Annotated in this window: 16 protein-coding genes, 1 tRNA gene and 2 pseudogenes; 7 read left to right on the top strand and 12 right to left on the bottom strand. The window is 72.4% G+C overall.

Annotation, left to right across the window (positions count from 1 at the left end; all coding sequences use genetic code 11):
- Positions 1-23 precede the first annotated feature (23 nt).
- From AOM46_RS17415 to AOM46_RS17430, 4 genes are all read right to left on the bottom strand, one after another.
- Positions 24-1,325, bottom strand: a complete 1,302-nt coding sequence (locus AOM46_RS17415; RefSeq protein WP_062212485.1) for a homoserine dehydrogenase — start codon at positions 1,323-1,325, stop codon at positions 24-26.
- Between the two features lie 139 nt (positions 1,326-1,464).
- Positions 1,465-2,856, bottom strand: coding sequence for a diaminopimelate decarboxylase (gene lysA / locus AOM46_RS17420; RefSeq protein ID WP_062212489.1), 1,392 nt, complete (start codon positions 2,854-2,856; stop codon positions 1,465-1,467).
- 46 nt (positions 2,857-2,902) lie between these two features.
- The gene (locus tag AOM46_RS17425) at positions 2,903-3,748 is read right to left on the bottom strand and encodes an arginine--tRNA ligase (RefSeq protein ID WP_062212492.1); all 846 of its coding nucleotides are present in this window, start codon (positions 3,746-3,748) and stop codon (positions 2,903-2,905) included.
- Positions 3,745-4,179 carry a PleD family two-component system response regulator gene (locus tag AOM46_RS17430; protein WP_078856907.1) on the bottom strand — a complete coding sequence of 145 codons (435 nt, stop codon included), beginning with the start codon at positions 4,177-4,179 and terminating at the stop codon, positions 3,745-3,747. Before AOM46_RS17430 ends, AOM46_RS17425 begins: the two co-directional genes overlap by 4 nt.
- A gap of 157 nt (positions 4,180-4,336) precedes the next feature.
- On the opposite strand from AOM46_RS17430, the gene AOM46_RS17435 reads away from it, so the two are divergent.
- Positions 4,337-4,408 (top strand) — tRNA-Arg (locus tag AOM46_RS17435).
- A gap of 246 nt (positions 4,409-4,654) precedes the next feature.
- Here AOM46_RS17435 and AOM46_RS17440 read toward each other — a convergent pair.
- From AOM46_RS17440 to AOM46_RS17445, 3 genes and pseudogenes are all read right to left on the bottom strand, one after another.
- Complete coding sequence (locus tag AOM46_RS17440) at positions 4,655-6,388, bottom strand: SpoIIE family protein phosphatase (RefSeq protein ID WP_062212495.1); 1,734 nt, start codon at positions 6,386-6,388, stop codon at positions 4,655-4,657.
- A gap of 116 nt (positions 6,389-6,504) precedes the next feature.
- Positions 6,505-6,762 (bottom strand): annotated as a pseudogene (locus AOM46_RS36085) (PAS domain-containing protein); the annotation flags it as partial.
- A 241-nt stretch (positions 6,763-7,003) separates the two neighbouring features.
- A complete protein-coding gene (locus AOM46_RS17445) occupies positions 7,004-7,174 on the bottom strand; it encodes a hypothetical protein (protein ID WP_158920457.1) in 171 nt (56 codons plus the stop codon).
- Here AOM46_RS17445 and AOM46_RS17450 point away from each other — a divergent pair.
- The 3 genes from AOM46_RS17450 to AOM46_RS17460 all read left to right on the top strand — a co-directional run bounded on the left by AOM46_RS17450 (position 7,173) and on the right by AOM46_RS17460 (position 9,558).
- Complete coding sequence (locus tag AOM46_RS17450; RefSeq protein WP_158920459.1) at positions 7,173-7,376, top strand: hypothetical protein; 204 nt, start codon at positions 7,173-7,175, stop codon at positions 7,374-7,376. The genes AOM46_RS17445 and AOM46_RS17450 overlap by 2 nt on opposite strands.
- A gap of 89 nt (positions 7,377-7,465) precedes the next feature.
- Positions 7,466-8,743 (top strand): VWA domain-containing protein, encoded by a 1,278-nt coding sequence (locus AOM46_RS17455; protein ID WP_062212503.1) that lies wholly within the window; start codon positions 7,466-7,468, stop codon positions 8,741-8,743.
- The gene (locus AOM46_RS17460; protein ID WP_062212506.1) at positions 8,740-9,558 is read left to right on the top strand and encodes a hypothetical protein; all 819 of its coding nucleotides are present in this window, start codon (positions 8,740-8,742) and stop codon (positions 9,556-9,558) included. Before AOM46_RS17455 ends, AOM46_RS17460 begins: the two co-directional genes overlap by 4 nt.
- 64 nt (positions 9,559-9,622) lie before the next feature.
- Here AOM46_RS17460 and AOM46_RS17465 read toward each other — a convergent pair whose 3' ends face one another.
- Entirely contained in the window at positions 9,623-10,294 is a 672-nt protein-coding gene (locus tag AOM46_RS17465; protein ID WP_062212510.1) for a response regulator transcription factor, read from the bottom strand.
- A complete protein-coding gene (locus AOM46_RS17470) occupies positions 10,291-11,424 on the bottom strand; it encodes a sensor histidine kinase (RefSeq protein ID WP_062212843.1) in 1,134 nt (377 codons plus the stop codon). The genes AOM46_RS17465 and AOM46_RS17470 overlap by 4 nt, the downstream gene beginning before the upstream one ends.
- A gap of 1,226 nt (positions 11,425-12,650) precedes the next feature.
- On the opposite strand from AOM46_RS17470, the pseudogene AOM46_RS36090 reads away from it, so the two are divergent.
- Positions 12,651-13,106: pseudogene (locus AOM46_RS36090) on the top strand (NACHT domain-containing NTPase); the annotation flags it as partial.
- Between the two features lie 511 nt (positions 13,107-13,617).
- Positions 13,618-14,931: a hypothetical protein gene (locus AOM46_RS36095; protein WP_370592732.1), complete on the top strand. Its 1,314-nt coding sequence runs from the start codon at positions 13,618-13,620 to the stop codon at positions 14,929-14,931.
- Here the strand turns inward: AOM46_RS36095 and AOM46_RS17480 are convergent.
- On the bottom strand, positions 14,924-16,525 hold the full coding sequence (locus AOM46_RS17480; protein ID WP_062212512.1) for an NAD(P)/FAD-dependent oxidoreductase: 1,602 nt from the start codon (positions 16,523-16,525) through the stop codon (positions 14,924-14,926). The genes AOM46_RS36095 and AOM46_RS17480 overlap by 8 nt on opposite strands.
- Positions 16,522-16,986, bottom strand: a complete 465-nt coding sequence (locus AOM46_RS17485) for an SRPBCC family protein (RefSeq protein WP_062212515.1) — start codon at positions 16,984-16,986, stop codon at positions 16,522-16,524. Before AOM46_RS17485 ends, AOM46_RS17480 begins: the two co-directional genes overlap by 4 nt.
- A 149-nt stretch (positions 16,987-17,135) precedes the next feature.
- On the opposite strand from AOM46_RS17485, the gene AOM46_RS17490 reads away from it, so the two are divergent.
- Positions 17,136-18,077 carry an SDR family NAD(P)-dependent oxidoreductase gene (locus AOM46_RS17490; RefSeq protein WP_199823985.1) on the top strand — a complete coding sequence of 314 codons (942 nt, stop codon included), beginning with the start codon at positions 17,136-17,138 and terminating at the stop codon, positions 18,075-18,077.
- A gap of 63 nt (positions 18,078-18,140) precedes the next feature.
- Here AOM46_RS17490 and AOM46_RS17495 read toward each other — a convergent pair whose 3' ends face one another.
- A complete protein-coding gene (locus tag AOM46_RS17495) occupies positions 18,141-19,319 on the bottom strand; it encodes an alcohol dehydrogenase catalytic domain-containing protein (RefSeq protein ID WP_062212517.1) in 1,179 nt (392 codons plus the stop codon).
- Positions 19,320-19,391 lie beyond the last annotated feature (72 nt).

The raw sequence follows: 19,391 nt of genomic DNA on the forward strand, positions 1-19,391 counted from the left end.
CCCTTCGGCGGTGTCGATCACCGTTACTCCCCCTCCACGCGCATGATGCTGGCCACACCGTGCACCGTGTCCAACTCGCGCAGGGCCGCCACGATCGCGCTCAGCGCCGCGTCCTGGGCCCGGTGCGTCACCACCACCAGCTGGGCCTCGCCGTCCTTGCCGGTCTGCCGCACGGTGTCGATGGAGACGCCGTGGTCGGAGAAGACCATCGCGCACTGGGCCAGCACACCCGGTTTGTCCATCACGTCGAGGCTGATGTGATAGCGGGTGATCACCTCGCCCATGGGGCTGACCGGCAGCCGGGAGTACGCGGACTCGCCCGGGCCACGGCCGCCGGTGAGCTTGTTGCGGCAGGCGGCCACCAGATCGCCCAGCACCGCCGAGGCGGTGGGCGCGCCACCGGCGCCAGGTCCGTAGAACATCAGCTGGCCGGCGGCGTCGGCCTCCACGAAGACCGCGTTGTACGCCTCACGGACGGAGGCCAGCGGATGGCTCAGCGGGATCATCGCGGGATGCACCCTGGCGGTCACCGACCGGCCGTCCTGGGCCCGTTCGCAGATCGCCAGCAGTTTGACCGTGCACCCCATCTTGCGGGCGCTGGCGATATCGGAGGCGGTCACCTCGGTGATGCCCTGCCGGTGCACCTCGTCCAGCGACACCCGGGTGTGGAAGGCGATCCCGGCCAGGATCGCGGCCTTGGCCGCCGCGTCGAAGCCCTCCACGTCCGCCGTCGGGTCCGCCTCGGCGTAGCCCAGCGCGCTGGCCTCGGAAAGTGCCTCGCCGTAGCCGGCGCCGGAGGACTCCATCCGGTCCAGGATGAAGTTGGTGGTGCCGTTGACGATGCCGAGCACCCGGTTGACCTTGTCGCCGGCCAGGGACTCCCGCAGCGGGCGCAGCAGCGGGATGGCGCCGGCGACGGCCGCCTCGAAGTAGAGGTCGGCACCGTGCCGTTCGGCCTCCGCGTAGCGGGCCGGACCGTCCTGGGCGAGCAGCGCCTTGTTCGCCGTGACGACGCTCGCGCCGTGCGCGAAGGCGCTGTCGATCAGCGAACGCGCCGGCTCGACGCCGCCGATCAGCTCGACCACCACATCGATGTCGCCGGAGGCGACCAGGCCGGCGGCGTCCGTGGTGACCAGCTCGGCCGGCACCTCGCCCCTGGCCTTGTCCGGGCGGCGGACGGCGACCCCGGCCAGCTCGACGCGGGCGCCGATCCGGGCGGCGAGATCGTCCGCGTTCGTCAGCATCAGACGGGCCACCTGGGAACCGACAACACCGCAGCCAAGCAGCGCCACCCTCAGGGGACGCGACGGACGAGTGCGCACCATTCGACCCAGCCTTTCAGCTCACTCGGAACTATCAGTCTCACCTACCGGCGGCGGTCCGCCCCGTTTCGTTCACCATGCGGACGCGATCAGTCGGTTACCGATCGTCCACTCCACCGAAACGATCAACCCGCTCCAGCGCTCAGCCCACGTCCAGACGGAGCAGGTCCTCCTCCGTCTCCCTGCGGATGATCGTCCCCGCCAGGCCGCCGGCCACCGCCACCACGGGTGGACGCGGGGTGTGGTTGTAGTTGCTGGCCATGGAACGGCAGTAGGCGCCCGTGGCCGGCACCGCGATCAGGTCGCCGGGCGCCAGATCGGCCGGCAGATAGGCGTCCCGCACCACGATGTCACCACTCTCGCAGTGCTTGCCCACCACCCGCACCAGGATCGGCGCCGCGGCCGAGGTCCGCGAGGCCAGCGCCACCGAGTACTCGGCGTCATAGAGCGCGGTCCTGATGTTGTCCGACATCCCGCCGTCCACGCTCACATAGGTGCGCAGCCCCTCAAGCGGCTTGACCGTGCCGACCTCGTAGAGCGTGAACGCCGTCGGCCCGACCACCGCGCGCCCCGGCTCGACCGAGATCCTCGGCAGCGCAAGACCGGCCGCCTCGCACTCGCGGGAGACGATGTCCCGCAGCGACTTGGCGATCTGGTGCGGCTCGCTCGGATCGTCGTCCGGGGTGTAGGCGATGCCGAGGCCACCGCCGAGGTCGATCTCCGGCAGCTCCACGCCGTGTTGGTCGCGCACCGAACGCAGCAGCCCGACGACCCGGCGCGCGGACACCTCGAAGCCGGCCATGTCGAAGATCTGCGAGCCGATATGCGAGTGCAGACCGATCAGTTCCAGGCTCTCCTGGGCCATCGCCCGCCGCACCGCCTCCAGCGCGGCGCCGTCCGCCAGGGCAAGACCGAACTTCTGGTCCTCGTGCGCGGTCGCGATGAACTCGTGCGTGTGCGCCTCCACGCCGACCGTGACCCGGATCTGCACCCGCTGCCGCACCCCGTGCCGGGCGGCGGCCTCGGCCACCCGGTCGATCTCCTGGAAGGAGTCCAGCACGATCCGGCCCACGCCGGCGCCGACCGCGCGGTCGATCTCGGCGGGCGACTTGTTGTTGCCGTGCAGCGCGATCCGCTCCGGCGGCATCCCGCCCGCCAGCGCCGTGGCCAGCTCCCCGCCGGTGCAGACGTCGAGGTTCAGCCCCTCCTCGCGCAGCCACCGCACCACCGCGCGGGACAGAAACGCCTTGCCGGCGTAGAACACGTCCGCGTCCGGCGCGAACGCGTCCCGCCAGGCACGGCACCTGGCCCGGAAGTCGGCCTCGTCCAGCACGAACGTCGGGGTGCCGAACTCCTCGGCCAGCGAACGGACATCGACGCCGCCGACGGTGACCACGCCCTGGGCGTCACGATGCACGGTGCGTGCCCACACCTTGGGATCAAGGGCGTTGAGGTCGACCGGCGGTGCGGCGTAGTGGCCCTCGGGCAGCACATCGGCATGCCGGGGCCCGGCGGGGTGAGCGGAACGGCTCATGACGGAACTCTTTCCAAATCTGGCGGCCGACGAGTCACGGTGCGACTCACAGCCGGTGGGGAGCGCTGATGCCCAGGGCGTGCAGGCCGTCGGCGAGCACCGTCCCGGCGGCCAGGGCGAGGGCCAACCGGGCGCGGTGGACGACCCCGGGTTTCTCGTCGCCCGACGGCAGCGTCGGGCGAAGCCCCTCCACGGTCAGCAGCCCGTCGGCGACCCGCGTCAGCCGGCCGACCGGCCGGCCCCCCTCGCCGAGCGCGGCCAACAAGGCGCGCTCCGCCGGCAGTTCACAGGGCGCGGCACCGGGCTCCGCGACCACCCCGAGGGCTTCGGCGGCCCGTTCGAGCCCGGCGCACCGGGCCCGCGCGTACCGCACCAGGAACAGCGGGTTCTCCTCGCGCTGCGTCAACAGGGCGCCCGTCGGATCGCCGCCGGCCACGGCCGCCCAGCGGGCCGCGTCCAGCGCCGGGTCGTCGGGCAGGCTGGGCGCCGGCGGCGCCGCCAGGATCTCGCGCAGCAGCGCGGCACCGGCGCCGGCGTCGAGCGCGATGGTCAGAAACCCGCCGCCGGTGATGTGCACGGCGGCCACGCCGGGCTGCTCCGCCAGCCGCGCGCTCAACATCCGGGCCACCTCGTCGGCCGGCATCCCGGCCGGACCGGCCAGCCGCAGCGCGATTCCGCACGACCATACGTCCCGGGGCTCCCGGGGCTCCGGGGCTTCCCGCGCCTCCCGGCTTTCGCGGCTTTTACGGCTCTTACGGCCCAGCTGTTCGTCCACATGCCGTGGCGGCCGACGCAGCACGACCCGCTCGGGCACCGGCGCGCGCAACTCACCACTGTCCACCGCGCCACGCACGGAGCGCAGCACGGCGTGGGAGAGCTGGGCCGGAGTCACGGAGCAAGCGTACGAGAGGCGGGGCCGCACTCCGCCAACGGTTTCACCAGCTGGACCCACCGGCGCCGCCCCTCGACGCAGAAGCTTCCGACCAGCCGTACCAGCTCCGCCGGCTCGAACGGCTTGCTCATCACCGCGTCGATACCACCGGGCAACTCCCGCCCGGCGCTGGCCGAGACCAACACCAACGGAATATGCCGCGTGCCCCGATCCAACCGCAGCCGCGCGACGGTGGCGAGACCGTCCATCCTGGGCATCGCCAGATCCAACGTGATCACATGCGGACGGAACTCGTGCACCGCCTCCAGGCACTCGGCACCGTCGCAGGCGGTCATCACCTCGAACCCGTCAAGTTCGAGATTGACCCTGATCAGCTGCCGGATGACCTGGCTGTCGTCCACCACCAGAACCCGGCCGAGAACGCCTGGCACACAGCCAGCGTAAGCGCGTTCCCCCGCCCTCGTCCGGCCTTTCCCCCAACTTCTACCCGGGAGTAGCGCGCCCCGCACCCACGTGCGGAAACAACCGGTGCGAGGCACCCCCCACAAGCTGGTAATGTTCTTCCCGTCGCCACCCAAGGCGCCAAGCGCCCCCGTAGCTCAGGGGATAGAGCAACGGCCTCCGGAGCCGTGTGCGCAGGTTCGAATCCTGCCGGGGGCACTTCAAGGGGAACAGCGTGAACGCACCGCTGACCAGCACAGATGTCGCGAATCCAGGGTTGGGCTCAGTCTCAGTGAGTCCGGCCCTGTTTCGCTGTCCACCGGTGTTCACGTGTGAGTGGCGCGTGGGGCGTCCTGCCGGGGCTCGTCATCGACGGGGTGGAATGGCATCGCCATGGGTGGGCCGGCTCCGGATGGGGTGAGTGTGGTGCTGTCCGCAGTCGATGACGCGTGGTGTGTCTGGCGGTCATTCGGCTGTGATCCCGTCCCGGGACAACGCGTCGGCGGAGAGTGGCTGTTCGGCCCAGGTCGTCTTGCCTTCGGTGGTGAAGCGTGTTCCCCATGATGTGGCGAGTTGGGCGACCAGGAAGAGGCCGCGTCCGCCCTCGTGGTCGGCGGGGGCGCGCCGCATATGGGCCGTGGTGCTGCTGTTGTCGGTGACCTCGCAGATCAGTGAGGTCTCGCGGATGAGCCGCAGGCCGATAGGGCCGTCCGCGTAGCGGATCGCGTTGGTGATCAGTTCGCTCACCACCATCTCGGTGGTGAAGGTCAGTTCGTCGAGGTTCCAGTCGCGGAGTTGGCGGGCGGCCATGCGGCGGGCGGCGGCGGCGCTCTCGGGGGTGTTCTCCAACTCCCAGGCGGCGGTGCGGTCGGCGGCCAGCCGCCGGGTGCGGGCCAGGAGCAGCAGGATGTCCTGGTCCGGAGACCTGGGGAAGAGCGCGGTACTGGCCGCGTCGCAGGCGTCCTGGAGGGGGCCGTCCGGATCGCGGGCGAGCGCGGCCTGGAGGGTTCCTGGCGCGTGGGGCGGCCAGGCGGAGTTGTGCAGGGCGAGGACGGCGCCGCCGGGGAGGTCGAGTTCGGTGGTGGGGTAGTCGGGTTCGCCCTGGCCCAGCGGCGGGCCGACGACGGCGTCCACGGGCTGTGGTGAGCTGCCGGGCAGCAGGAGCATCGGCGGCGGGTGGTCGGCCGCGGCCAGGGTGCAGCGGGTGGTGACCGGATCGTAGATCACTATCAGGCAGCGCGTCCGCGGGGCTTCCGGCCCGGTGTCGGGCGCGGTCGGGCGTTCCGCGAAGAAGTTGGCGGCCTGGTCGTGCAGGCGGTGGAGGAGTTCACCCGGTTCGAGATCGAGGGCGGCCAGCGCGCTGACCGTGGCGCGCAGTCCTCCCATGACGGTGACGGCGGCAAGCCCTCCGTCCTGCACCTCACCGGTGACCAGGCCGACCCGGGCGCCGGAGAGGGACAGCACGTCGAACCAGGTGCCGCCGGCTCGGGCCGGCAGATAGGAGTGGCCGGTCTCCACGGCGCTGTGGCCGGGGAGTCGGGGCGGGATCATGCGGCGGCGGACCAGTCCGGCCAGCGAGTGTTCGCGCTGGTAGAGGCGGGAGTTGTCCAGGCACAGCGCGGCGCGTTCGGCCAGTTCGGTGGCGACGGTCAGGTCCTCGTCGTCGAACGAGGGGCTGTCCCCCGTCCGGTAGAAGGACACCAGGCCCATGACGGCGCCGCGCGCGGTGAGCGGGACGGCGATCAGGGAGTGGACGTCGGCCTCCCGGTACACGCGCGTGACCAGGGGGTCGCGGAGCAGCCACTCGTCGTCCAGGCGGAGCCGACGGACCAGGCGGGGGCGCAGGTCGACGAGGGACTGGCCCTGGGGGCTGCCGAAGCGCATCAGCCGTACCTGTCCGATGGGCACGATGCCCTGGATATCGTCGCTGAGGGAGTGTGCGAAGCCGGCGCGGCGCATGGCGAAGGGGTCCGGCAGGGGCGCTGGCCTGGGCGTCTCGCCCTGCAGGACGAGGTCCAGCACGTCCACGGCGGTGATCGCGGCGAGTCCGCGCACCGCGGTGTCGGCCAGTTCCTGAGCGGTGCGGAAGACGTCGAGGGACGAGCCGATGCGCCGTCCGGCTTCGTTGACCAGCCGGAGTCCGTCGCGGAGCCGGTCCCGGTCGGTGCGGTCGGCCACGGTGACCGCGACGCCCAGCACCCGGCCGTCCGGCTCCTGGAGCCGGAACGCCGACAGATAGAGGCTGTGGGGGCGGGTGTACTGGGGGCGTGGTGGATGAAGTGGTGTTCGAGGACCGGTTCGCCGTCGGCCAGCACCTGCCGCAGCATCCGCTGCACGGGTTCCGCGCCGGGCAGGCCCAGTTCCTCCCAGGTCCGCCCCACGGCGGAGCTCAGGTCGAAGGCGCGCATGCCGGGCGCCGCCGTGTTGAAGCGGACCACCCGTAGCTCGGTGTCCAGGATGTGCAGCCCATCGGGTGACTCCCCGAACAGCGCGCGCAGCACCGCCGCGTTCAACCGCTCGCCCCCGTCGGGCCCGTCGGGCCCGGCGGGCGGCGGCGGCTGCTCGCCGGTCACCCGGGATCCTCCGTCCGGACCCGGCCGGGGCCCGAACGGGACGGTCCTGCCTCAGCCATCGGGCTCACCCTCCAGATATGCGGGCACGACGGGGGCCCGCCCCTGATGCGCGCCATGCGCTGGATATCCGCTAAGGGAATGATGCAACGGATATGCCGCCGGCGCGTTCCGGAAAGGGCCGGCGGAGGGGCTGGGGGGAGGACCGACGGAGGAGCTGCGGCGGAGGGGCTGCGGCGGGGGGCTATCGGGGGGCGATGCCGTGGATGAGCCGGTCCAGGCCGCGCCGGAAGAGCAGGTCGGGGTGGGCGTCGGCCGGGTCGGTGCGCAGCAGTGCGGCCATGGCCCCGGCGAGGTGGGGGCGGCTCCGGTCGGCGGCGATGCTCTCCAACGCCTTCGTACCGACCGACGGCATGCCGTCGGGACTGCGGGCGGTGGCGGAGTGGAACCCGTTCAGCGCCGCCATTGCCGCCGCGCGCTCCCTCTTCGGCAACGCGCCGGTGCCCGAGGGGCCGCTGCCGCTGGCCCATCCCGTGCTCACCACGGTGCTCTGGTCGCTCGCGCTGATCGCGCTCTTCGCCCCGCTGACGGCCCGACGCTTCGCGAAACCCGAGTGAACGGGGCCGGCGGGGCCGAGGACCGGCGGACGAGGCCCCGCTGACCTGCCGGTTCGAAACCTCGCCCCACCGGCCAATAGCATCAACTAATGATCGTTAGAAGACGGTTGGCGACTCTCCTCATCGGGCTGGTCGCCATCCTCACCGTGAGCGGCCCGGCGCCGAGCGCCATGGCCGACCAGCCCGAACAGGACGCCCCACCACCCCGGGTGGATCTGGTACTGGATGTCAGCGGCTCGATGCGAGAACGCGACATGGGAGGCGGCGAATCCCGAATAGCCGCCGCACAGCGCGCGTTCAACGAGGTCATCGACGCCGTCCCCGACGAAGTACACCTCGGCATCCGCACCCTGGGGGCGACCTATCCGGGCGACGATCTGGAGATCGGCTGCCAGGACAGCGAACAGCTCTTCCCCGTCGGGCCGATCGACCGCACCGAGGCCAAGACGGCCGTCGCCACGCTGCGGCCCACCGGATGGACCCCGATCGGCTTCGCGCTGCGCGGCGCCAACGAGGACCTGGGCGACGGGGAGGGCACCCGCAGGGTCGTGCTGATCACCGACGGCGAGGACTCCTGCGGTGACCCCGACCCGTGCCTGGTGGCCCACGAACTCGCCGCCAGCGGAACGGATCTGGTCGTCGACACCCTCGGCCTGACCCTGGACGACGCGGTGCGGGAGCAGCTGAGCTGCATCGCCGAGGCCACCGGCGGCACCTACACCGCCGTCCAGGACGCCGACCAACTCGCGGACCGAATCAACCAGTTGGTCCGAAGGGCGGATCTGCCGGTCGAGACGCCCGCGACGGTGACCGGCGCCGAGGAGTGCCGGAACGCGCCCTGGCTCGGCATCGGCGTCTACGAGGACCGGGAGGAGTTCGACGAGCACCGCATGTACCGGGTGCCGGTCCAGCCGGGGCAGGAGCTGCGGGTCTCGGCCAGCGTGACCGCCGACCGGGCCGTCAACCGCGACTACGGCGTGCTGCTGCGCGCGTTGGACGAGGACGGACGCGAGTTGACGCGCGGCGCCGGGGCCGGCACCGGACGCACCGATGTGCTCTCCACCGGGCTGCGCTATCCGATGCCGGAGGCTGACGAGGACGGCGCGGACGGGGACGCGCCGCGCGCCGTCTGCCTGGTGCTCAGCAACTCGTTCTCCGCGCCAGACTCCGTGGTCCGTACCCCGGGGCTGCCGGTCGAGCTGACCGTGGACCTGGTCTCCGCGCCCGAGGCGTCCCCCGACGCGGCGGCGTTCGGCCTCGCCCGAGGGTGGGTGCCCGTGCTGCTGCTGGGCGGTGTCGGCCTGCTCGCCGGCCTCGCCGCCGCCGTGCTGGTCCGTGTGGTCTCGGCGTTGAGGAAGGCGATATGACCCAGCTGACACGGCGCGCCCCGCGCCTGCTCGCCCTCGCCCTGCTGACGGCGGCCGCCGTTCTGCTCGGCGCCGCGCCCGCGAACGCGGACGACGAGTCGACCCCGACGGAGGCCGGCACGGCGTTCCGCACCGCCACCGTCATCGACCAGGACCAGACCGCCACGGCCGCGGCCTCCACCGGCGACTACCTCTACTGGGTCTTCCCCGCCGGCGCGGGGCAGATCCCGACCGCCGAGGCGACCGTGACCCTGCCGGAGACCCGCACCGGGCCGGTGACCTGGCGCCTCGACCTCTACGACGGGCTGCGGCGCTACCAGTCCTGCACCTCGGGCCAACAGAGCGCCACCGCCGACGAGGACGAGGCCACCGTCACCCTGGACTGCGCCCTGCGCCCCGTCCTCCCCTATGCCGACCCCTGGGCCAACACCCCGCTGCCCGGCGCCTACTACCTGCGCCTCTCGGTCGCCGACCTGCCGGAACGCGACCTGGGACTGCCGGTGTCCGTGACGGTGACCGTCTCCACCGACGAGGCCAACGGCTCCGCCGCGGTCGGCGGGGACCTCACGGAACCGCTGCTGCCGGTGGGCGCGGCTGGCACCGTGACCGCCGAGGGCGAGGCGACGGCCATCGACCACGAGGAGGCGAAGAGCCCTTATCTCGCGGCCGTCCCCGAACCGTCCGACGGCTGGAACGGCGGCTGGTGGAACGACCGTTGGCTCTGGACCACGGCCGGCGGCATCCTCGCCGCCGCAACCGCCCTCACCGGCTACCGCCTCCTCCGCCCCACCCGAAACACCCCCCAAACCCCCTGACCCCCTGACCCCCCGCCGCGCCGCGCCGCGCCGGTGGCAACCCCACCGGCGCGGCCGGTCGGGGTCAGGGGTGGGGGGTGACCAGGCCGGTTTCGTAGGCGATGACGACGGCTTGGGCGCGGCTTTCGAGGTGGAGTTTGCTCATGGTGCGGTTGAGGTGCGTCTTCACCGTGGCGATGCTGATGTGCAGGCGGCCGGCGATCTCGGAGTTGGAGAGGCCGAGGCCGGTGAAGCGGAGCACTTCGCGTTCCCGGGAGGTCAACACGTCCAGGTCGCGGCGTGGTGGGCGGTCCACCGGGTCGGCGGGCCGGCGGGCGTAGGCCGCGACCAGGCGGCGGGTGACGCTGGGGGCGAAGAGCGAGTCGCCGCCGCTGACGGCGGCCACCGCCGCGAGCAGGCGCTCCGGGCCCGAGTCCTTGAGGAGAAACCCCGAGGCGCCGGCGCGCAGCGCGCCATAGACGTACTCGTCCAGGTCGAAGGTCGTCAACACGAGGATCCGGGGCGGGGGTTCGCGGTCGGTGGTGGCCAGGATGCGTTCGGTGGCCTGGATGCCGTTGGTGCCGGGCATCCGGATGTCCATCAGGATGATGTCGGGCGAGGTCTCGGCGGCGAGCCTGATCGCCTCCTCGCCGTCGCCGGCCTCGCCGACGACCTCGAAGCCGGGGGCCGCGTCGAGCACCCCGACGAGTCCGGCCCTGATCAGGAACTGGTCGTCGACGATCAACACCCTGGTCATTCCCGGCGGTTGTCCTTCTCTTCTCGGGTTGTCGCCGAGGTGGGAAGGGCAAGCCGAACGGCGAACCCTCCCGTGCTCCGCGGGCCGATGGTGATGGTCCCGCCGTAGAGCTTGACCCGCTCCCGCATCCCGATCAACCCGTGACCGCCCCCCGGCAGCACTCTGTCCGAATTCACCCCCTTCCCGTCGTCGATGACGCTGACCGCCACCTGGCGCGGCAGATAGTGGATCTCCACGGTCGCGTTCGCGCCGGGGGCGTGCTTGATGACATTGGTCAGGGCCTCCTGGACCACCCGGTAGGCGCACAGGTCGACACCGGGCGCGAGCGGACGAGGGGCGCCCTCGACCCGCAGTTCGACGGGGAGGCCGCCGGCGCGGACCCGGCCCACCAGTTCGTCGACCCGCGCCAGCCCCGGCATGGGCGCCGCCGACTCGCCCGCGCCGCCGTCTCCCGGCCCGCCCTCGGGACCGTCGTCCCTGAGCACTTCCAGCATCCGGCGCAGTTCGTCCAGGGCCTCGCGGCTGGTCTCGGCGATGGTGCCGAGCGCGGCGCGGGCGGTCGGCGGATCCGAGTCGAAGACAAAGCTGGCCAGCCCGGTCTGGACCGACACCACCGACATATGGTGCGCGACGATATCGTGCAACTCCCGCGCTATCCGCCGCCGTTCGTCGGCGACCGCGCGTCTGGCCCGTTCGGCCTGTTCGGCTCTGAGCCGGCGGGTCAGCTCGGCGGAGCGCCGCGCCAGGGTGCCGAACCACACCAGCACGACGGAGAACAGCAGCGCCTGCGCCAGCACGGAGAGCGGCGCCTGGCTCTCGCTGACCGCGCCCGCGTAGAGCCAGAGGCAGGTCAGGGCGCCCGCACAGGCGACGGCCACCCGCAGGGAACGCGCCGAGGCCACCGTGTAGAGCGCGAGCAGCGGCCCGAAGGTGCACACCACCGGCCAGTAGCCGAGGCTGATGTACCAGAGCCCGGCGACCTGGGTCGCGGCGAACACCAGCACCGGCGCCCGGTTGCGCAGCGCGACCGGCAGCTGCGCGAGCGTCGCCAACACCTGCGCCTGCCAGTCCGGTTCCGGCCATCCCTGCGCCTCGGACTCGCCGGCGAGCAGCAGCGCCACACACACCATCGCGAGGGCGATCAGCGTGTCGACGGCCGGGGCGAGACGGGACGGGTACGGGCGGCGCCGACCGTCCCGGTGGGACGTCTGTCTCGGGCGCATCACCGCAGCGTAACGCCGCTCCCGTCGGAGCGGAGTCAACCCAGCGCGGTACTACAGGAGTTGTAGAGGAACGGCAGCACTGCCACCCCGGGTGACAGCGGAGTTCAACCCGCCGCCGGATGCCCCGGGGGCGACGCGCGCCGTACCTTCGTCACCGTGCCGTCGCGCGGGGCGGTCCTCCTCGGGAGGGGGGAGGAGGAACGCCCGGCGCCACCAGGGGAGTTCGGGGAACGGCCGGTCCGCAGCGCGCCTCGCTGCCACAATGCGGTGGGGTTGAGGATTGGCGTGACGGATCGGGAGGGCGCGTGGTCGCGGAGGCAGCGGCGTTTCGGCTGGGGACAAAGGTGGCGAGCGCGGCGGCCCGATGGTGGCTGGGGGTACGGCGGCGGGACCAGGAACGCCACCTGCCGATGGAGGAGTTGATCCGGCTCCGGGTGCAGGGGCTGCGCTACCAGCGCGAGGTGAAGCAGCAGTTCGACCAGATCACCAACGCGGTGTTCGACCGCCTGGAGCCGTTCCTGCGGCACGCGTTCGGACGGCTGGACGAGGGCGGCCGACAGGCCGTGCTCGACGCCGTGGCCGACACCTTCGCCCGGGCGGACCTCACCGACGAGGCGCTGTTCGCCGCGAACGCGCGCCCGGCCGAGCTGAGCCGCGCCATCACCGGATCGGTGAAAAGCCCCACGGGATTGAACGAGGCGGAGACCCGGCTCTACGAGATCTTGTTCGCCGAATGCGTCGAGTACTACGCGCATATCGTCCGCAGCCTCCCGGTCTTCGAGGAGCGCGCCACCGGCGAACTGCTGGCCCGGACCGCCTCGTTGGGCGACGGGGTGACGCGCATCCTGGAACGCCTCCCGGACCGTTCGCTGTTCGCGCCGGACGGCACCGACCAGGACACCGGCTTCCGCCGCGAGTATCTGCAGCTGGTCAGCCGGGATCTGGACGAGGTCGAGCTGTTCCGCCGCCCGTCCGACCAGGCGACCGGCCTCCGCATGCGGCTCTCCGTCGCCTATGTGAGCCTGCGGGCGACCGGCGGCAACGGCCGGCGCCGCCGGGGCGCCATCCGCGAACTGCCCATGCCACGACCGGACATGGGCAACTGGGAGAAGGGTGGCGACGACAGCTCCGGCATGCGTGTCGAGGCCGCGCTGCGCGACACGAAGCGGGTGCTGCTGCGCGGCGAGGCCGGCTCGGGCAAGACGACGCTGCTGCGCTGGCTGGCCGTGATGGCCGCACGGGGCACGTTCCAGGGCGAGTTGGTCGACTGGAACGGGCTGACGCCGGTCCTCGTCAAGCTCCGCGAGTACAGCGGGCGACCGATGCCCGCCCCGGGCGCCATGCTGGACGGCGTCGCCGGCGCGATCACCGGAATCATGCCCCAGGGCTGGGTGGAACGCCAACTGCGGGACGGGCAGGCGCTGTTGCTGATCGACGGCGTGGACGAACTGCTGGACCGGGACCGGCGGGCGGTCCGCGACTGGCTGCGCAAACTGCTGGGCCAGTACCCCGAGACGCGGGTGGTCGTCACCTCACGACCGGCCGCCGCCAGCGCCCGGTGGCTACACGGGGAGGGCTTCGCGGCCCTGCACCTGGACCGGATGACCCCGCCGGACCTGGCCGCCTTTGTCCGCCAGTGGCACCAGGCGGTACGCGAGCTGGGCCAGGAACTGCCGTGCGGCGTCGACGAGTTGCCGCGGTACGAACAGTCCCTGCTAGCCAGCCTCAAGGATCGGGCGCATCTCCAGTCGCTGGCCGGCACCCCGCTGCTGGCCACCATGCTCTGCGCGATGCATCTGAACCGAAGCCGCCAACTGCCGCGCGACCGCATGGAGTTGTACCGCAGCGCCCTGCACACCCTGGTCCACGACCGGGACGCGGACCGCAATGTGCCCAGCGCGGTGGACAGCCGGCTGAGCCTCGGCGACAAGCTGGTCGTGCTGCGCGATCTGGCCTGGCGGCTGTCGGACAACAACCGCAGCGAGATCGCCGTCGACCGCGCGGCCGGCTATGTCACGACCAAACTGCGGGCGATGCGCCATCTGGACGAGCTGGACGGTCCGGCGGTTCTGGAGCAACTACGGCATCGGGCCGGGGTGTTTGCGCTCATCGGCCGAGGGCCGGATCGACTTCGTCCACCGCACCTTCCAGGAGTATCTGGCCGCCGAGGAGGCGGCCGAGCAGGACCGCATCGGCAGCCTGGTCGGCCGCGCGCATCTGGACCTCTGGCGGGAAACCATCATCATGACGGCCGGCCACGCCAACGCCCCCCAACGCACGGAACTACTCGACGGCATCCTCAACCGCGCGGACGCCGAGCCCCGCCACGCCCGCACCCTGCGCCTGCTGGCGGCGGCCTGCCAGGAGACGCTGCCCGAGATCCCCGATGGTCTTGCCGACCGCCTGGAGGAGGCGGTGACGAGACTGCTGCCGGCGCGGCGCCGGACCGATCCGCCCGCCCTGGCGGCGGTGGGGGCCAGCCTGTTGCGGCAGCTGCCAAGTTCACTGGGCCAACTGTCGGAGAAGGCGGCCATCCAGACGGTCCGCACGGTGGCCCTGATCGGCGGCGAGGAGTCGCTGAAGGTACTGGCCGACTGGGTGGGCGACGAACGGGAGGGGGTGGTCGGTGCACTGATCGCCGCCTGGAACTACTTCGACGCGGATCTCTATGCCGACGAGGTGCTGTCCCAACTTCCGTTGGAGGGCTACGAGGTCCGGCTGACTCACTCCGGGCAGCTGCGGGTGGCGAGCCGGCTGCATGGGCTGACCAATGTGTTCATCACCTGCCCGGTACGAAACCTCGATTTCCTCGCAGACTTCCCACCCCTGAGGTACCTATGGGTGTCCCAACTCGACGGGGAGGCCAACCTGTCCGTGCTCTGCAGCCATCCGCAGTTGGAAACTCTCGGCTTGTTCGGCCTCGGCTCGGTACAGGGCACGGCCGTGCTCAGCGACCTGCCCCAGCTGAAGCAGCTCGCTCTTCCCCTCGAAGGTGATCTAGCCCCCCAAGCCCTGCCTCTGCTCTCCGAGTTGACTTTCCTCAGCATGTGCGGCGGCTCGATGGAGACCGACGACCTCGGCGTACTGACCGCCATGCCAAAGCTAAGGCACGTGGACCTGACGGGCGATGGCACGGGCACACCGCCGGGCTTCGAGGAACTGGCCGATATGACGGGCCTCACCTCCCTCTGGCTCCGTGACTACGATGTGGACACCTGGCTCTCCTCCCTCCGCAGCGTCCCGCCCGCGCTCTCCGAGCTGCACTGCTACTACAGCGTTGTGCCCGCCGACCCCGATGCGTTCGCGCGGCTGGGCAGCCTCGAATATGTGCTTCTCTTCCACTGCCACACCCCCGACGGCACCCCCGTCACCAGCTACGACATCCCCGGGGCGCACACCAGGGTGATCACCTGACCCCCCGCCCCAGCCTCCGCTGCGCCGTGGTGAAGATGCCCGCCGCGCCCGAAAGTGCCGCGCGGGCCGCGTTCGCGCCCGGGGCGCCGTGGACGCCGCCGCCGGGGTGGGCGGAGGCGGAGGCGAGGTAGAGGCCGCGTACCGGGGTCTCGGGGCGGCCGGTGCCGGGGATGGGGCGGAAGACGAGTTGCTGGTGAAGGCTGGTGGTGCCGCCGTTGATCGCGCCGCCGTGCAGGTTGCTGTCGGCCGCCTCCAAGGCGGGTGGGGCCAGGATCCTGCGGGCCGCGATCAGCGCGCGGAAGCCCGGCGCGTACCGTTCGACCAGGTGCTCCATCCGGTCGGCCATGGCCTCCCGTTCGCGCTCGTCCCACCGTCCGGTCAGCCCCGAGGGGCCCGCGTCCGCGCGGACGCGGCGCGGCACATGGGTGTAGGCCCAGGCGGATTCGGTGCCGGCCGGGGAACGGGTGGGGTCGGTGGTGGTCATCTGGCCGAGCAGCAGAAACGGGCGGTCGGGGATGTCGCCCATGGCGAGTTGGGCGGCGAATCTGGTCAGATCGGCGATATCGGCGGCGAGATGCACCGTGCCCGCCTGGGCCGTCTGTGCCGTGGCCCAGGGGATGCGCCCGGTCAGGGCCCAGTCCACCTTGAATGTGGCGTGGTCCCACTGGAACCGCCGCAGGTCGTCGAGGAGTTGGGGCGGCAGCTGCTCGGGGCCCACCAGCTCGTGGTAGAGCTGTGGTGCCGTCACATCGGCCAGCACCGCGCGCCGGGCGGGGATCGTCGCGCCGTCGGCGGTGGTGACGCCGAGGGCGCGTCCGTCGCGCACCACGACGCGGCGCACGGGTTCGCCGCAGCGCACGGTGACGCCGCGCCGGCCCAGGCGTCGGACGAGCGCCCCCGTCAACTCCCCTGCGCCGCCCACCGGTACGGGGAATCCGTGGGTCTGGCCGAGCATGCACATCAGCCAGCCGAAGCCGCCGCTGCCGGCCGATTCGGGCGGTAGGTCGGCGTGCAGGGCGCTGCCGGCGAGCAGGAGTTGGCCGCCCTCGCCGCGGAACTCCTCCTCGCCGAGGCGGCGGACCGGCAGCAGCATCCGGCGGGCCACCCGCAGTCCGCCGGCGGCGCGCAGCCGCAGCGCCAGCCGGGCGGCGGCGCGCACCGGCGGGAACGGGGTGAACAGGGTGTTGAGCAACTGCTCGCCCATGGCGTCCCAGAGCGCGACCAACTGTTGCCAGGACTGCCCGTCCCCGGCGGCGAACGCGTCCAGGCGGGTGGCGGTCTCGGCGGGGTCGCGGCTCAGCACCGCGCAGCGGCCGTCGAGCAACGGGTGGGCGAGGACCTGGGGTGCGTGGCTCCAGCGCAGCCCTTCCCGCTCCAGCTGGAGGGCGGCCAGCACGGGCGAGGCTGCGGCCAGCGGATAGAAGGAGCTGAAGACGTCGGTCACATAGTCGGGGTGGACCGCGCGGTCGCTGCGTACCGCGCCGCCGGGCTCCGGCTGTGCCTCCAGCACCTCGACGGACCAGCCGGCGTCCGCCAGCAGGTTTGCCGCCACCAGCCCGTTGGGGCCCGCGCCGATCACCACGGCGTCGGTCATGACCCGGGCCCTCCCGCGTCCGGGGCCGGTTCGACGTCCACCACCAGCCGTGCCAGCCGGTTGAGCATGCCTCGGTGGCGTAGCTGCTGCATGGCGTCCAGGAGACGGTTGTGGACGCGCCCGCCGAAGCCGCGCAGCGGGTGTTCGTCCATGATCACCAGCGTCTCGTCGCCCCAGGGCCGGACGTCCAGGGCGATCCGCGCGGTGCCCAGCGGGCCGCTGTAGGCCTCCAACTCCAGGATGCGCGGCGGTTCGTAGCGGCGGACCCAGGTGCGGCCGTGCAGATCGGTGCGGCCGATCCGCACCGTGTAGGCCAGGGCGGAGCCGACCTCGGGCCAGTCGCCCTCGACCGGGGTCGACTCCCGCGTGCCCACCACCCAGGCCGCGTACCGGTAGGGGTCGCTCAGCACATCCCAGACGGCCGCGGGCGGTCGGGCGATCAGTCGGTGTCTCACGGCCATGCGTGCTCCCGGGTACCGGGCCTGCCTCCCTGCCGGGAACAGGAGGAATGTACTGTTTCTATGGAGATAGCATTTTTCCGCCGGTTCAGCAGCCTCGGGGCCACCAGCCGGAGGAATCCCGGGGCCGGCACGGGCGGAGAGGGACGGGCATGCGGCTGCGGAACAGCGTGGTGGTCATCACCGGGGCGAGCAGCGGAGTGGGGCGCGCCTGTGCGGAACGGTTCGCCGCCCACGGTTGCGCGGTGGTCCTCGCCGCTCGACGGGCCGAGGAGCTGGCGGCCGTCGCCGAGCGCTGCCGCCGGCACCTGGGGGCCCGCGCGCTGGTGGTCCCTACCGATGTCACCGACACCGGGGCCGTGGCGGCGCTGGCCCGGCGGGCGCTGGCGGAGTACGGACGCATCGACGTGTGGGTCAACTGCGCGGCGGTGGCCGCGTTCGGCAGCCTGGCCTCCGTTCCGCCCGAGGTGTTCCGCCGCGTCCTGGACACCGGGCTGATGGGCTGTGTGCGTGGCGCCGGCGCGGCGCTGGCGGCGATGCGGGAGCAGGGCGCGGGCGTCCTGATCAATGTCTCGTCGGCCGTCGCCGTCGCGCCCGTCCCCTACAACACGCCCTATGTGCTGGCGAAGAGCGCCGTGCGGGCGCTCGGCGGCTGTCTGCGGCAGGAGTTGCGGCTGAGCGGCCACCGGAACGTCCGGGTCTGCACCGTGCCGCCGGCCAGCATGGACACCCCGTTCTTCGCCAACGCCGCCAACTACTCGGGGCGCGCCGTCCGGCCGTTGGTGCCCGTCTACGCGCCGGAACGGGCCGCCCGGCGGATCGTCCGTCTGGTGCGGAGGCCGCGTCGCGAGGTCTTCGTGGGCCCGGCGGCCGGCGGTCTCGCGGTGCTGACTACCGTGCTGCCCGGCACCACGGAGGCGTTCGTCGCCCGCCGGATGGACCGTTACCACCTCCCCCGCACCGGTCGGCGCCGGACGGCGCGAGCAGTGTGCTCCACCCGCCGGCCGGGCCCGGCGCCCGGTACGGCGGCTGGCACGGCCGGAGCAGGACGGCGCTGCGCCGGCTGGCCGCCGGCTCCGCCGGGACGGCCCTGATTCTCGTCGGCCGTCGGCTGCGGCGGGCACGCCCCCGCCCCTGAGGACGCGGAGAGCCGCGTGTCAGGGGGTGAGCACGGTCTTGCCGGTCTCCTTGTGCTGGAAGCGTTGGTAGGCCGTGGCCGCCTGGTCCAGCCGGACATGGTCGGTGGCGAAGTCGTCCACGCCGAGTGGGTCGTCCCCGGTGAGCAGGGGCAGGATCTCGGGCACCCAGCGGCGGACGTTGGCCTGGCCCATGCGCAGCTGGATCTGCCGGTCGAAGAGCTTGAGCATGGGCATCGGGTCGGCCATGCCGCCGTAGACGCCGCTCAGCGAGATGGTCCCGCCGCGCCTGACCATGTCGATGGCCAGATAGAGCGCGGCCAGCCGGTCGACGCCGGCCGTCGAGGCGGCCCGCCCGGCCAGCGGGTCGGGGAGCAGGTTGGCCAGGCGCTGCATCAGGGAGCCGACGGATCCGCCGTGCGCCTCCATGCCGACGGCGTCGATCACCGCGTCGGGGCCTCGGCCGGCCGTGGCGTCCCAGACGGCCGTCACGATGTCCTGGTGCTCGCCGATGTCGAGGGTCTGGATCCCGCGCGCGGCGGCGCGTTTCAGCCGGTCGGGCACCAGGTCGATGCCGATCACCTGGCCGGCGCCCCGGTGCTTGGCGATGCGGCAGGCCATGTCCCCGATGGGGCCGAGCCCCAGGACGGCGACGCTGCCGCCGGGCGGAATGCCGGCGTACTCGACGGCCTGCCAGGCGGTCGGCAGCACATCGGAGAGATAGAGGTAACGGTCGTCGGGGAGCCCGTCGTCCGGCACCCTGATCGGGCCGTACTGGGCCTGCGGCACCCGCAGGTACTCGGCCTGCGCGCCGGGCACCGAGCCGTAGAGCCTGGTGTAGCCGAAGATCGCCGCGCCGCTGTCCTGCTCCCTGATCTGGGTGGTCTCGCACTGGGTCTGCAGGCCCTGGCGGCACATGAAGCAGTCGCCGCAGGCGATCTGGAACGGCACCACGACCCGGTCGCCGGGGGCGAGGTCGGTGACGGCGGCGCCGACCTCCTCGACGATGCCCATCGGCTCGTGGCCCAGGATGTCGCCGGGCGTCAGAAAGGGCGCGAGTACCTCGTAGAGGTGCAGGTCGGAGCCGCACAGGCCGGTGGAGGTGATGCGGATGACCGCGTCCGTCGACTGTTGGATGATCGGGTCGGGAACGTTGTCCACCCGGATGTCGCGCTTGCCGTGCCACACCGCCGCTTTCACGCCGGACCACCTCCGCTGTCACGCCGCCGGCGCCTCGCCTTCCGGACCGGCCGAGTGCCCCGTCGGCGCCGG

It is taken from the genome of Streptomyces sp. NBRC 109706 (assembly GCF_000974485.1).
Lineage (GTDB): Bacteria > Actinomycetota > Actinomycetes > Streptomycetales > Streptomycetaceae > Streptomyces.